The 14,172-nt window shown below is 47.2% G+C and carries 13 protein-coding genes; 10 read left to right on the plus strand and 3 right to left on the minus strand.

Annotated features, from left to right (window positions below; translation table 11 throughout):
* Positions 1 to 17 precede the first annotated feature (17 nt).
* On the plus strand, positions 18 to 656 hold the full coding sequence (locus ACFVS2_RS16475; RefSeq protein WP_390235676.1) for an immunity protein Imm33 domain-containing protein: 639 nt from the start codon (positions 18 to 20) through the stop codon (positions 654 to 656).
* Here ACFVS2_RS16475 and nfi read toward each other — a convergent pair.
* Positions 653 to 1,339 (minus strand): deoxyribonuclease V, encoded by a 687-nt coding sequence (gene nfi, locus ACFVS2_RS16480; protein ID WP_173618707.1) that lies wholly within the window; start codon positions 1,337 to 1,339, stop codon positions 653 to 655. The two genes, ACFVS2_RS16475 and nfi, sit on opposite strands and share 4 nt — an antisense overlap.
* A 167-nt stretch (positions 1,340 to 1,506) precedes the next feature.
* On the opposite strand from nfi, the gene rbsK reads away from it, so the two are divergent.
* From rbsK to ACFVS2_RS16500, 4 genes are all read left to right on the plus strand, one after another.
* Positions 1,507 to 2,409 (plus strand): ribokinase, encoded by a 903-nt coding sequence (gene rbsK, locus ACFVS2_RS16485; RefSeq protein WP_390235679.1) that lies wholly within the window; start codon positions 1,507 to 1,509, stop codon positions 2,407 to 2,409.
* A 186-nt stretch (positions 2,410 to 2,595) separates the two neighbouring features.
* Positions 2,596 to 3,192 (plus strand): TetR/AcrR family transcriptional regulator, encoded by a 597-nt coding sequence (locus tag ACFVS2_RS16490; protein ID WP_390235681.1) that lies wholly within the window; start codon positions 2,596 to 2,598, stop codon positions 3,190 to 3,192.
* Positions 3,193 to 3,256: 64 nt separating this feature from the next.
* Positions 3,257 to 4,396: an MFS transporter gene (locus ACFVS2_RS16495; protein WP_390235683.1), complete on the plus strand. Its 1,140-nt coding sequence runs from the start codon at positions 3,257 to 3,259 to the stop codon at positions 4,394 to 4,396.
* Positions 4,397 to 4,514: 118 nt separating this feature from the next.
* Positions 4,515 to 6,653 (plus strand): ATP-dependent Clp protease ATP-binding subunit, encoded by a 2,139-nt coding sequence (locus ACFVS2_RS16500; RefSeq protein ID WP_390235685.1) that lies wholly within the window; start codon positions 4,515 to 4,517, stop codon positions 6,651 to 6,653.
* Between the two features lie 44 nt (positions 6,654 to 6,697).
* On the opposite strand, the gene ACFVS2_RS16505 is transcribed toward ACFVS2_RS16500, so the two are convergent.
* Together ACFVS2_RS16505 and ACFVS2_RS16510 are read right to left on the minus strand one after the other, a co-directional pair.
* Complete coding sequence (locus tag ACFVS2_RS16505) at positions 6,698 to 7,321, minus strand: YqaA family protein (RefSeq protein ID WP_390235688.1); 624 nt, start codon at positions 7,319 to 7,321, stop codon at positions 6,698 to 6,700.
* A 435-nt stretch (positions 7,322 to 7,756) separates the two neighbouring features.
* On the minus strand, positions 7,757 to 9,106 hold the full coding sequence (locus ACFVS2_RS16510; RefSeq protein WP_390235691.1) for an aminotransferase-like domain-containing protein: 1,350 nt from the start codon (positions 9,104 to 9,106) through the stop codon (positions 7,757 to 7,759).
* 137 nt (positions 9,107 to 9,243) lie between these two features.
* Between ACFVS2_RS16510 and ACFVS2_RS16515 the strand changes: the two genes are divergently transcribed.
* From ACFVS2_RS16515 to ACFVS2_RS16535, 5 genes are all read left to right on the plus strand, one after another.
* Complete coding sequence (locus tag ACFVS2_RS16515; RefSeq protein WP_173618700.1) at positions 9,244 to 10,194, plus strand: DMT family transporter; 951 nt, start codon at positions 9,244 to 9,246, stop codon at positions 10,192 to 10,194.
* 189 nt (positions 10,195 to 10,383) lie between these two features.
* Positions 10,384 to 11,370: an ABC transporter ATP-binding protein gene (locus tag ACFVS2_RS16520; protein ID WP_390235693.1), complete on the plus strand. Its 987-nt coding sequence runs from the start codon at positions 10,384 to 10,386 to the stop codon at positions 11,368 to 11,370.
* Positions 11,371 to 11,414: 44 nt separating this feature from the next.
* Positions 11,415 to 12,218, plus strand: a complete 804-nt coding sequence (locus ACFVS2_RS16525) for an ABC transporter permease (protein ID WP_390236222.1) — start codon at positions 11,415 to 11,417, stop codon at positions 12,216 to 12,218.
* Positions 12,215 to 13,012 carry an ABC transporter permease gene (locus ACFVS2_RS16530; protein ID WP_173618698.1) on the plus strand — a complete coding sequence of 266 codons (798 nt, stop codon included), beginning with the start codon at positions 12,215 to 12,217 and terminating at the stop codon, positions 13,010 to 13,012. The genes ACFVS2_RS16525 and ACFVS2_RS16530 overlap by 4 nt, the downstream gene beginning before the upstream one ends.
* Before the next feature lie 61 nt (positions 13,013 to 13,073).
* Positions 13,074 to 14,129 carry an ABC transporter substrate-binding protein gene (locus ACFVS2_RS16535; protein WP_173618697.1) on the plus strand — a complete coding sequence of 352 codons (1,056 nt, stop codon included), beginning with the start codon at positions 13,074 to 13,076 and terminating at the stop codon, positions 14,127 to 14,129.
* The last annotated feature ends 43 nt before the right edge of the window (positions 14,130 to 14,172 follow it).

Here is a 14,172-nt window from a genome sequence, read left to right on the forward strand (position 1 = left end):
CAGAAAGGAAGAGGTCCATGTCAGCTGAGAAAGAGTCCCGACTCTGCCAACGCTCCAAACAGATTCATAACCGAACGTTTGTCGTGACCTGCAAAGAGTTTTTGGTGAAGCAAGCAGACTTTCTGTTGGACGTATTCGCCGATGTAGAAAACGAGAATGGTCCTATCAAGAACGGTGCGAAAATTCAGGTAGGCTGGACCATTCTGCTGGTTTTCGAACGGGATGGGTATTTGGAGATCGTGGCACCCGATTACGACGCGAATCCCTTTTCTGAAACAACTTCTGACCTGTCTGTGTCCTTGGTCGTGCAAATGGCGCAAAACAACTGTTTGCAAACCGTGCGAGCAGAAGGGGATGCTGCTTTGTTCCAAGACAAAATTGTGGTGGCAAAAGGTGCATTTGAACAAGAACACGTCTATTTGCAGCGTGCAGAAGATGTTCGAAAAGGTGACTCCGGGTGGTATCTCGGGCCTGTGGAAGGCGAAGTAGACAGTGACCAGCTAGAATCATACTACGTTTACCAACTGCTAAAGCTACGTCCGTCTCTTTTGCAAGCATTGGCTCTGCCACGAGGCTACATTGTCGTTTTCCAAGGAGATCAAATCGAAGCAGTCTTGGACGAGCACGATGAAAATGTATGGCCGACACTCCATTAGCGGCTACTATTTAACGCCGCCGATACTTTATTCACGAGCTGATCCGCTTGCCGTGTCGTTTCGGGCAAACGATAGTTGGGAGAGAGCTTGGTGATCCATGCGCATGCAGTTGGCAAAGAGATTCCGTGTCCGATTGAGACGAATATTGGTTTGATATTCGGTTGTGTGCGCAAGACTCCGCCGATGATCTCACCTTGATCAATCAAAGGGGAATACACGCCTCTTTCCTGTGCTGGTTCTTCGTATTCTCCTAGCAGTCTCGTTTTTCCACAGCCAATGGTAGGAATGTCAAACAGGACGCCCAAATGACTGGCTAGTCCGAATCTTCGGGGGTGAGCGATTCCTTGCCCATCACAGACGACGAGCTGCGGTGTTGTTTTTAGCTCCTTGAATGCACGTACCAGTGGAGGCAGCTCTCGAAAAGAGAACAAGCCAGGAATATACGGGAATTCGACGGTGTCTTGAATGACGACAGACTCTACGACTTGCAGGGAATTGGCGTCGAGAATCACGACACCAGCGACTAACAAATCAGACTCGGCATGATAGGCGACATCTACTCCGGCGACGAAGCTTACGTCCGCTAGTTGATCTTCTTTTTTCACTTGCTGGGATAGTTGTCGCTGTAAGTTGATGGCCTCTTGCTCATCAATGTTCCAAGGATGTTGGATAATCGGCTCCATCTGGTTACCTCCGGATGATAGAAGATTTGTTCATTATATCCAATGAAACCATTGCGCTCCAAGTCTTAGGAACAATCCTGAGAAAATACGTTGACTTCTCGGATGAAAAGCACTATTTTGTAACCGACCGAATGATCATGTTTGAGATGGAACGAGGAGGGCTCGTCGTGAAAATCGCAGTAGTAGGAAGCATCAATATGGATCTCGTAACCCATGTACATCATTTGCCCAAAGCAGGAGAAACGATCGCAAGCCATCACTTCGAGCTGATCCCGGGTGGAAAGGGAGCAAATCAGGCAGTAGCAGCGTCTCGCCTGGGGGCGCATGTCTCCATGATTGGAATGGTAGGAGAGGATGAGAACGGCCGGGTCATGCTGGGAGGGCTAACGGATGCGCACGTTCACATAGAGGGGATCAAATGCTCGGGTACGACAGGCATGGCTTTTATCAATGTCAGTGATGATGGAGAAAATAACATCGTGCTCGTTCCTGGAGCGAATGCGCTCGTTAGCACCGAGCATATTGCAGACAATCTGTCTATTTTAAAGGACAGCGACATCGTATTGCTCCAACTGGAAATCCCGATGCATGTCGTGGAATACACAGTCAAAGAGGCTGCTCGACTCGGCAAGCTGGTCATTTTAAATCCGGCACCTGCACGCGAGCTATCCAGTGAGTTATTAACCCATGTACATACCTTAACCCCAAATGAAACAGAGCTTTCTATTCTCACAGGAATGCCTGTATCTACGATAGACGAAGTGCATGCCGCAGCCCAAAAGCTTTTGTCTGGGGGACCAAAGCGCGTCATCGTGACGTTGGGGGAAAAGGGCGCTCTCATAGTAACCGCCGATGAGGCGACCCATATCCCGGCTTTCCGCGTAGAGCCAGTGGATACAACTGCGGCAGGCGATTCCTTTACAGCAGCTTTTGCGGTTGGGATCACACAAGGAATGACAGAAACGGAAGCGGCCACTTTCGCCAGCAAAGTAGCAGCGATTGTCGTGACAAGGAACGGTGCTCAACCATCCCTGCCTACTTTCGATGAAGTACAAGCATACTCTTTTTAATGATGGAGAGGGATGGAGAAGATTTAGAGACGATATAATCAATGATCAAGCCTATTTTGAGAGGTGATTTTCAAAATGGGCTTTTTCTATAGGCATGGTTTACAGTTGCGGATATTTCATTTATTGACCGGACGGTACATAATGTGTAAGATTTCCATAACAGTTGGAAACGAAAGGAGGATTCCGTTGAGCAAACGCGGCAGACCTCGTGATTTTGATTACACTTCGATTGTAGATGTGGCCATGAAAACATTTTGGTCAAAAGGCTACAATGGTTGTTCGACGCATGATTTATGCAGCGATACTGGACTAGGTAAAGGCAGCTTGTACAATACGTTTGGCAGCAAACAGGACCTTTATCTAGCGGTGGTGGAACACTATCACGATACTGGGATTCGTGAACAGCGGGCATTATTGGAAAGTCCGGGTTCCGTGAAAGAACGGTTGCAAAATTTTTTAGCTTGGGCATTAGTGGAAGACTTTGAATCAACGAATCCAAAGGGATGTTTGCTGATCAATGCGGGATTGGAACGGGCAAAAGACGATCCCAAGATTGAAGAAATAGTCTCCAGACATGTTGAGCTTCTAAAGCAAACCGTGGAAAAAGTGATGGAGGAAGGCTTGCGAACGGGCGAAATCTCCAAAAAACGATCTGCTTTGGATTTGGCTAGCCTATTTTTAAGCAGTTACTACGGCTTCCGTGTGTTGAATACATCCACACAGAATCGGAGATTGGCTGAACAAATCATGAATGGCACCATGGAATCTATCTTCGGCGCGTAATGCGCTCTTTTTTTGAGTTATTTTTGTACCGATTGTTACAATAATGAGTAAGGAGTGTTCCTTCATGCCGTCAATGATTTATTTGTTAGCGGTAGCGATTTTTGCGATGACGACTTCTGAATTTATGGTGGCCGGGATGATGAATGAGCTTGCCGATGATTTCGGTGTATCGATCCCCTCCATCGGGTATTTCATTACGGCGTATGCGGGTGCAATGGTGATAGGAGGTCCCATCCTAACAGCAACTCTTTTGCATATTCGCCGAAAGCAAGGGCTGCTTTCTTTGGTTGCCGTCTTCTTTCTTGGCCAATCGCTGGGAGCAATGGCTTGGAGTTACGAGTCGATGATGCTTGCACGTATCATAACGGGTATTGCTTCATCCGCAGCGTTTGGCATCTCCGTCAGTATTTCAGCTAGCTTGGTTCCCCCTCATTCACGAGGAAAGGCAGCTTCGATTGTTTTGGCAGGCCTAATGATTGCCACTGTCATCGGACTCCCTCTGACAACCGTGATTGCACAATATTTCGGCTGGAGAATGAGCTTTTGGGCTGTTGCAGTAGTCGTATTGCTATCGGGGATTTTGATTCAATGGTTGCTCCCTTCCTCCGCACAAAAGGACCAGATGAACGGAAAGGATGAGCTTTCAAGTTTTCAAAATCCGCACCTTTGGGCCGCGTATGCAACGAGTATGCTGATCATTGGCGGTACCTTCGCAGCGTTTAGTTATTTTACTCCGATTCTTACGGATGTAACGGCATTTTCGGATGCGAGTATCCCGTATTTGCTCGCCCTTTATGGGATAGCGACCGTGATCGGAAATATCGTGATTGGCAGACTTGCTGATCGTTTTACCATGCGAATCCTTGTAACGGGATTAAGCATACTCTTAGCGGCATTGGTTCTGTTTGCCGTAGGCGCCGAAAATCAATGGATTGCTGTGCTGTCCATTGTTCTGATTGGCTTGACGGGTGTAGCGATGAATCCGGCCATGATCGCACGAGTGATGAATACAGCAGGCAGTGGGACGATGGTAAACACTGTGCATACTTCCTTTATTACATTGGGTGTTGCCATTGGTTCTTCCTTAGGCGGGATCGGGATCAGTAGTGGCTATGGGCTTGTTTCACCATTGTGGGTAGGCGCTTGTTTAGCTGTTATAGGGTTACTTTCAATCGTTCCCTATCTGCAAAAGAGCAAAGTGTAAAAAACCATACAATCCCTCTTGAAAGTCAAAGAAGGTCAAACTATAATAAGGTCAACGAAGGTCAGGAAAGGTCAAAGATCTTCTGAATTCCAAAACAACGCTTTTGGGGGGATTGAATATGCATTGTGAAATCTGCAAACAACGAGAAGCAACTGTGACTGTTCATATACGCTTACAAAATCAGCAACAAAAATACGATCTGTGCCAGGATTGCAAAACAAAGCTGACCAACAAAATGGGAGTGGGCATGGGCTTTAGCCCTTTCTCCTCCTTCTCAGGACTGGATGAGTTCCTGCAAGGCTTTGCCCAAGGCCGGGTGAACCCGGGCAAATCTTCCGGCCAACCTCAGCCACAAGCACCAGAGCGTGGTGGAGGCATCCTCGATGACCTGGGTCGTAATCTAAACGATGCGGCACGTGCCGGACTGATAGACCCTGTGATTGGACGCGAACAGGAAATTGAGCGTGTCATTGAGATTTTGAACCGACGGAACAAAAACAATCCGGTTCTGATCGGGGAGCCAGGGGTCGGGAAGACGGCGATTGCGGAGGGCCTCGCCCTGCGTATTACGGAAGGGCAAGTACCGACCAAGCTGAAAAACAAGCAGGTGTACATTTTAGATGTCGCCTCTCTAGTTGCAGGGACGGGAATTCGCGGACAGTTCGAGGAAAAAATGAAGCAAGTGATTGCCGAGCTGCAAAAACGCAAAAACGTCATCCTGTTTGTGGATGAGATTCATCTCTTGGTGGGAGCAGGCTCTGCGGAAGGATCCATGGATGCAGGGAACATCCTGAAGCCTGCACTGGCTCGCGGTGAGTTGCAGCTGATTGGGGCAACTACGTTAAAAGAGTATCGCGTGATTGAAAAAGACGCTGCTCTGGAGCGCCGCCTACAGCCAGTCATGGTCAAGGAACCAACCGTAGAACAAGCGATCGAGATTTTAAAGGGATTGCGTCCAAAATACGAAGCATTCCACCAAGTCGTTTACTCGGATGATGTCATCCGTGCCTCCGTGGAACACTCCCATCGTTACATCCAGGATCGATTCTTGCCTGACAAGGCGATTGATCTCATGGATGAAGTGGGCTCGCGCTTGAACCTGAGATCCTCCGCAGTTGATACGGTAGGGCTACATGAGCGGCTGGCGCAAATCAATCAGGAGAAAAAGGAAGCGACAGAGCAAGAGGCATACGAACGAGCTGCCCGTTTGAGAGACGAGGAAGCGGGCATTTTAGAGAAGCTGGATCAGATCGAGGGCAAGGAACAACGCGTACAGGTTGACGTCACGGACATCCAAGCCTTGATCGAGCAAAAGACTGGGATTCCTGTTACCAAGCTGCAAAGTGATGAGCAGATGAAAATGAAAAACCTAGCAGCTCATTTGGAAGCAAAAGTCATTGGTCAATCCGAGGCGGTCACACAAGTAGCGAAGGCGATTCGTCGCAGTCGTGCAGGTCTGAAACCGAAAAACAGACCGATTGCTTCCTTCCTGTTCGTCGGTCCGACAGGCGTAGGGAAGACAGAGCTGTCCAAAGCATTAGCAGAGGAGCTGTTTGGTACTCGTGATTCCATGATCCGCCTCGATATGAGTGAGTACATGGAGAAGCACTCGGTATCCAAATTGATCGGTTCTCCTCCTGGTTACGTCGGTCATGAAGAAGCAGGTCAGCTGACAGAGCGCGTACGCCGCAACCCGTACAGCATTATCCTGCTGGATGAGATCGAAAAAGCACACCCGGACGTGATGCACATGTTCCTACAAATTCTGGAGGATGGTCGTCTGACAGACAGTCAGGGTCGTACGGTGAATTTTAAGGAGACAGTCATCATTGCGACGAGCAATGCCGGTGTGAGCGAGCGTAAAATCTCCGTTGGCTTTGGAGCAAAAGCGCCCGAGCCTGCCACTGTGCTGGATTCTTTGGGAGCGTACTTCAAGCCGGAGTTCCTGAATCGCTTCGACTCAATCATTTCCTTTGCCCATCTGGAAAAACAGGATTTGGTCAAAATCGTCGATCTGCTACTGCAAGATGTAAGGGGCAATCTGTCTGAGCAAGGAATGGAGATCAGCGTGACAGATGCCGCAAAAGAAAAGCTGGCTGAGCTGGGCTACAACCCTTCCTTCGGGGCACGTCCATTGCGTCGCGTGATTCAGCAATATGTCGAAGATGGCATTGCGGATCTGGTGATGGAAGAGGACAATGTGACATCGATGCTGATTGATGTAGAAGATGAAGGAATTCGTGTCAAAAAAATATAACCAATCGTAAAAAAAAGAAACCCCATATGTTTGGGGTTTCTTTGCTATTTATTCATGACTTTCTCATTGATGCCATTGCTGACGCCCGCGTTTTCCATTTTCAGCTGACGGCGCTTGGTGACAATTTTCTTCACCCATAACCCGACCAAGATGAGCGGCACCACGGTGAGAAAGATATAGAGAGAAACGTCATGGACCATATTTTCCGCCATTTTGCCGTAAAAATAAAACAAAAATCCAACTGCGTAAAATTTGACTGCCCGTCCAATTGCCGCATACCCAAGCAATTTCCACAATGGGAAGTTCAAGCAACCCGACATGATTGTAAAAACTTTAAACGGAATGGGTGTAAACGAACCGATGAAGATCGCGACTTCGCCTTTCTTTTGAAACATCACTGTGGCAGAATCAATCCATTCCTTCTTGAGGATTTTGTACAGAACGGATTTGCCTAGTACTTTACCGATAAAATAACCGACGGGTGTCCCTATCAGACAAGCGATGTAGCCTACCGTTGCAATCCACAATGCCTGCGAAGGGTCAACGAGGCTGAGTGGCACTTGAAGAAAGAAGGCAGGAACGGGAAAGATGACTGCGTCTGCAAAAGAATGGATGAACATTCCCAAATAGCCGTATTCCATTAAGAAATCTAAAATGTTCTGAAACATCTATTTCTCCTTTGTCATTCTATCGTTAACTGCCAGTCATCAACTTTGGAGGCCTTTGTGCGCTTTATCGGAATATTCAGCATCACGCCGAGTAAGCCCAACAAAATACATGTGTCTAGATGCGATTCTACTTCAAACTGGCCGACTATGGAACGAATTTTTTTGAATTGGGATTCACTTACTATACAACGATATACCGCATTCGATGCATTTTGAAACCATTTTTTTTGCATATTTTTTTTACAAAGCCGCCATCATTCTGCTAAACCATATTCCTGTATTTGTAATACGTTGTAAATCGTTAATAGGTTACGTAAACAATCATTTCACATCCGCCTGGGCTTTGGATCAACTCAACAGCTCTATTATGGAGATTTTTTGGTTGTCCAAAAACGCACTCTCGCCGGATTTTATCTACGACTTAAGGCGGAGAGGTTATCGGTGAATACGGCGTAACACATCCATCAACACCTCAATCCCTTGCTCAATCACTGCTTCCTTGGCATAGGACACATTCAGCTTCAACATATTTTCTTCCGGAAAGCCCATCAAGTAATTTTTGTCAGTAGCATCCACGAGGATCGAGCGTTTTTTGAGCTGGCTGATAACAGCAGGGACCGGGATGGAATCGTTCAAAACAATGTGCGTATGAATCCCCGGATACGCAAAGGGCTGAAAGGTGAACAGATGCTCTTCATTCGCCGCAAAATGGTTCAAGGACGCCATCAGCAGGTTGGATCGCCGTTGATAGGAACTGCGTATTTTTTGCTTGTGACGCTCGAACATTCCGCTTTTTAGGTAAATTTCCAACGCAGCTTGAGATAGCATGGAGCTGTCGATATCCATGAGTCGCTTGTGCTGGTTGAAGGAATCCTTTAGCGCGTCAGGTATAACGGCCACACCCAAACGCAGCCCGGGAAAAATAATTTTGGAATAGCTTTTTAAATAGATGGTGCGAGAAAAGCGATCGTAGGTAAAGAGGGGATCAGCTTTGCTGTCATGCTCTAGGTCTGCCATGTAATCGTCTTCTACAATATAGACGTCGTACTGTTGGGCAAGCTCTACAATGCGCTGTTTATCCTTTCGGCTGTACGACGTACCGAGCGGACTATGATAGCGAGGCATCGTATAGAAAAACTTGATCTCTCCCGTTCGGAAAATAGACTCCAGCTCTTCTAAATCGATTCCTTGGGCAGTGCGTTTGATCCCGACGACAGGATGCTTGCGTACTTGCAAGCTTTCAATGAAAAGATGGTAGCTGGGCTGCTCAATCAGAACCGTTTCCTTGCCATTTGGAAAAGGAAGACTGCACAGCAAGGATAGAGCTTGTTGGACACCGGAGGTAATGAAAATATTACCCGGGTCCGTAAAAACCTGATGGTTCCCAAGCAGCTTGGCGATGACGGCAATGAGCGACGGCAAGCCTTGTGTGGTTCCATATATGAAAAGGTCGTTTTTATAGGTTTCAATTGCTTTATTGATGCAGTGTTGAAAATCGACATAAGGAAAGAGGTCAGGATCGGGAGCAGAGGTCGCAAAATCGATCATGGACGTATCTGCGGGTTGGATCTTCCTTTGTTTTTTCACGACGTAGTAGCCGCTTCGGTCGACCGAGTAGATGAGGTGACGCTTTTCGAGCTCATCCAAAGTGCGGATTACAGTGCTCTTGCTGCATTGGTAGCGAGAGGCGAGCTCCCGAATGGAGGGAAGCCGGTCTCCGTCTCGATAGGAGAGGCTTTCAATCAATGTTTCAAGTTCATTTTGAAGCTGCAAATATTTGTGCATCCAAAAAACATTCCCTTACAGCCGGATTTGTATCGGTACAGTTACTCCTTTTTTGCATTGTAGCACGATTAATCCCCCATTACTATTAACCTAAGACGGCCGTCTGTAAAAAGTCCCCAGTAGGAGAGATACATACGATGAAAGACGAACAAAAAGCGATTCTTGCGGCATTATTGAATGCAGGGATAACCGGCTTGTCGTTCTTGTTTCTGAAAATGGCACTCGCTGTAACCAATCCGGTTGATACTTTGGCACACCGTTTTACCGTGGCATTTATCGCTGCATCCATACCGATCGTGTTTGGGTGGATCAAGCTGTCCATCAAACCAAAAGACATGCTCACGATTATACCGCTAGCCATGCTGTACCCTATTCTGTTCTTTACCCTTCAGGCGTTTGGACTGGTGTATACCACTTCGTCTGAAGCGGGGATTATTCAAGCAACCGTTCCGATTTTTACTATGATCATGGCGGCATTCTTTTTGGGAGAGTCTTCTACGTGGCTGCAAAAGCTGTCCACGCTTTTATCCGTAGGAGGTGTCGTGTACATTTTTGCAATGAAGGGGCTCAGTGTAAGCTCAGGCTCAGGGAGCAGTATCGGTACCATTCTCATCCTGTTATCCGCGTTTTCTTTGGCGGGGTATAGTGTTCTGGCTAGGAAAATGACAAAGTCCTTTCATTATATAGACATGACGTATATGGTGGCGTTACTCGGATTTTTGTTTTTTAACGGCTGGTCAGTCATTCGCCATAGTGCAGAGGGGACCTTGTCGACGTATTTTGCCCCTTTCGCCAGCTCGGCGTTTATCATCTCGATTGTATTTTTGGGGATACTGTCCTCGCTCATGACGTCTTTTATGACCAACTTTGCCTTGTCCAAGATGGAAGCATCCAAACTTAGCGTGTTTAACAATTTGTCTACACTGGTTACCATCGTGGCAGGCGTCATCTTTTTGCAGGAACAACTGGCATACTACCATCTTATTGGCGCGGTGATGATTATTATCGGAGTGATTGGGACGAATTTCCTAGGGGCAAAAGCGAAAAAACAGAATCGCACGCCTCAACCGAAATCCACCTCTGTGTGAGAAAATAAAATGGATACGCAACAGAGCGAATGTTTATTCATTGGCTCTGTTTGTTTTTGTGGAGGAATCGCTCTTACTTGCTGGTCGCAAAAAAATCATTCCAGACTTGGTGAAACTGTTTACAAATCGTATCATACACGATATAGTTACCTAGATTGTGAGTATAATGACATATGGTGAGATGACGGAATGAAAAAAATTATACATCTGGATTCAATTGAAAAGAGATTTGCAGATACTGTCGTCGTCCCCTCTTTTTCTCTCTCCATTGAAGAAGGGGAGTTTTTGACGTTACTCGGCCCGAGTGGCTGTGGGAAAACGACACTGCTGCGAATGATTGCTGGCTTTGAGCAGCCAACGACTGGGGAAATTTTCCTGGACGAAAAGCCACTGAAGGCTGTGGCGCCGTATCAGCGCGATATGAACATGGTGTTCCAGCAATATGCTTTGTTTCCACACATGACCGTGGAGCAAAACATCCTGTTTGGTTTGAAAATGAAAAAAGTAAACGCAGCTGAACAACAAAAGCGTTTGGAGGAAGTACTTCAGTACGTCCAACTGACAGAATTGCGGAAGCGCATGCCAAAGCAGCTGTCTGGCGGACAACAGCAACGCGTAGCAATCGCACGGGCGATTATTAACAACCCACGCGTTCTGCTTCTGGACGAGCCTCTAGGTGCTTTGGACTACCAATTGCGAAAAAGCTTGCAGCTCGAACTGAAAAACTTGCAGAAAAACTTAGGGATAACGTTCATTTACGTCACCCATGACCAAGAAGAAGCGATGGCAATGTCCGATCGCATCGCGGTTATGAACAAGGGACGAATTGAACAGATTGCTTCTCCAGCAGAGATTTACAACTCCCCGCAAACCTTGTTTGTGGCTACCTTTATTGGGGAAAACAACATTTTCCGGGAAAGCGGAACGAATGCAGCCGTACGTCCAGAAAAGATCAAGTTGTACCCGGTTGACTCCGATAAGGACAAGCACAAGAAGCTGGGCACCATTGCTGACGCGGTGTTCCTCGGCAATTTGCGTAAGGTATTTATCCGCCTCGAGGGGCAGGAAATGACCGTAATGGCACACCAGTACGCAGGTGACGGTCTGGACTGGCAGGTGGGAGATCAAGTGGCCATTGGCTGGGCACAGACGGACGAGGTGATTCTTCCTTGTTAAACAAGAAGCCGGTAAAACTGCTCGCGCTTCCCGCCCTTTTGTGGATGGGTGCGCTTTTCGTCCTGCCTATGCTTATGATCGCTATACTGTCTTTCCTCAAAAGAGGCACATACGGGCAAGTTGTCTATGAGTTTACGCTGAACAATTACATCCGTATTTTCGATCCGCTGTATGGCCAAATTTTTTGGGATACGCTGGTCGTAGCGGTTTTAACAACTGTATTTTCGATCTTGTGCGGCTATCCGTTAGCGTATTACATTTCACGACTGGAAAAATCGACGCAGCAAATATGGCTTTTGCTCGTGATGATTCCGTTTTGGATCAACTTCTTGGTCCGTTCCTATGCGTGGGTAATCATCCTGCGTTCGCAAGGTGTAATCAATACGTTCCTGCAATCGCTGGGCATTATTTCGGAGCCGCTGCCGCTTCTGTACAATTCGGGTTCTGTCCTGCTCGGGATGGTGTACACACTCTTGCCGTTCATGGTACTGCCGATTTATGTGTCGCTGGAGCAGATGGATCGTCGTAAGCTGGAAGCAGCGTATGATCTGGGCGCAACGCCTTGGAAAGCTTTCTGGCATGTGACTCTGCCGATGACCAAGACGGGTGTCGTCACTGGGTCGATCCTTGTATTTGTTTCTTCCATCGGGATGTTCGTCGTTCCGGATGTCATGGGAGGAGCGAAATCGGCTCTGATCGGAAACGTCATTCAAAATCAATTTTTGTCTGCGCGTGACTGGCCGTTTGGTTCTGCCTTGTCCATCGTGCTGATGCTATTGTCCATGCTGTTGATTCTTCTTTATTTCCGCGCTACCAAAGCGAGTGAGACAAAGGAGGAATCAGCATGAAAACATTACGTCGAAACGCACTATCTGGATACTCGTGGCTGATGCTGGTCTTTTTGTATCTGCCCATTTTGATCCTTGTCCTTTATTCGTTCAATGATTCACGGATCAACGCTACGTGGACTGGTTTTACGTGGAAGTGGTACGTTTCTTTGTTTGAAAACAGGCAGGTCATGCAAGCGCTGATGAACAGTTTGACGATTGGGGTTATCAGCAGCGTTATTGCAACGGTTTTGGGTACGGCTGCCGCTCTGGCGGTCAAGCATTATTCGATTCGTTGGAGCAACATCTTCAACGGGCTGATGTACTTGCCGATCGTCATCCCGGAGATCATGATGGGATTGGCTTTACTCGTGCTGTTTAGCCAGGTACAGATGGAACTAGGGAAAGTGACCCTGATCCTGGCTCACGTTACGTTTAGCATGCCGTATGTGATGGTCATTATCTCTGGCCGTTTGGCTGATATGGGCAAAGAATTGGAAGAAGCGTCTCAAGATTTGGGAGCAACTCCTTGGGAGACATTGCGCTATGTGACGCTGCCTCTGATCATGCCAGGGATCATCGCAGGCTTCCTGATGGCGTTTACCCTGTCGCTGGACGATTTCATTATTTCGTTCTTTGTGGCTGGTCCGAATTCGACCACATTGCCACTCTACATTTACGGGTTGGTCAAGCGAGGCGTTTCGCCAGAAGTGAATGCACTCTCGACACTTTTGATCGTGAGTACAGTGCTGTTGGTTGTGGTGGCAGAGATTTTCCGCCGCAAAGACTCGAAAAATAATCAATCCATCTTTTAGATACATCATGGAGTTTTCATAAAAGCAATCCGATAACTGATTTGGAGGTTGAGAGGAAAAAATGAAACGTTTCAAGTCCTTGATGATCGGCGCTTTGACCGCCGTACTTGCGGTGACTGCTGTAGGCTGCTCATCGTCATCTGAGCAAGAGCAACAAGTATTGAATATTTATAGCTGGGCAGACAACTTCGACCCAGACGTCATCAAAGATTTTGAGCAAAAATTCAACGTCAAGGTTAACTATGATGTATACGGCAGCAACGAAGAAATGCTGGCAAAAATTCAAGCGGGTGCATCCGGCTACGACCTGATTCAACCTTCCGACTACATGGTAGGCACTATGATTCAGCTGGGCCTCCTGGAAGAGTTGAGCAAAGCCAACATCCCGAACATGGGCAATATCGTGTCTACGTTCAAGACACCTCCTTATGACAAAGAAAACAAGTATTCACTCGTATATACATGGGGAATTACCGGGATCGCTTACAACAAGAAATATGTAAAAGAAACCCCGACAAGCTGGAACGATCTATGGAATGAAGCTTACAAGGGCCGTGTCATCATGCTGAACGACCCGCGTGAGGTTATGGGAATGGCATTGATCAAGAATGGCTTCTCCAATAGCACGAAGAACACAGAGGAACTGGAAAAGTCCTTTGCTGATTTGAAAAAGGTAGTACCGAATGTTGTTGCTTTTGACACAGACAACATCAAGCAAAAGATGATTGCTGAGGAAGCATGGATTGGAACGGTTTGGTCCGGTGACGCCGCTTTCATTCACGCACAAAATCCAGATGTGGAGTACGTCATTCCGAAAGAGGGCGCAACGATCTGGGCAGACACGCTGGCAATTCCAAAAGGCGCTAAGAACAAGGAAATGGCTGAGAAGTTCATCAACTACTTGATGGACCCAGAGGTCAGTGTGAAAAACTACGAGTCTATTGGCTACAGCAATCCGAACGAAAAAGCATACCCACTGCACAGTGAAGAATATCGTTCCAATAAGATGGTCTTCCTGGATACAGCAGACATTGCACGTGCAGAGTGGCTGGTGGATGTAGGAGAAACCTTGCAGCAATACGACCGCTACTGGACTGAAATGAAGAGCGGCAGATAAATAGTGGTGAACGAACCGAGATGGAGTATTCCGTCTCGGTTTT

The sequence above is a fragment of the Brevibacillus sp. NPDC058079 genome (genome assembly GCF_042885155.1).
Taxonomy (GTDB): Bacteria; Bacillota; Bacilli; order Brevibacillales; family Brevibacillaceae; genus Brevibacillus.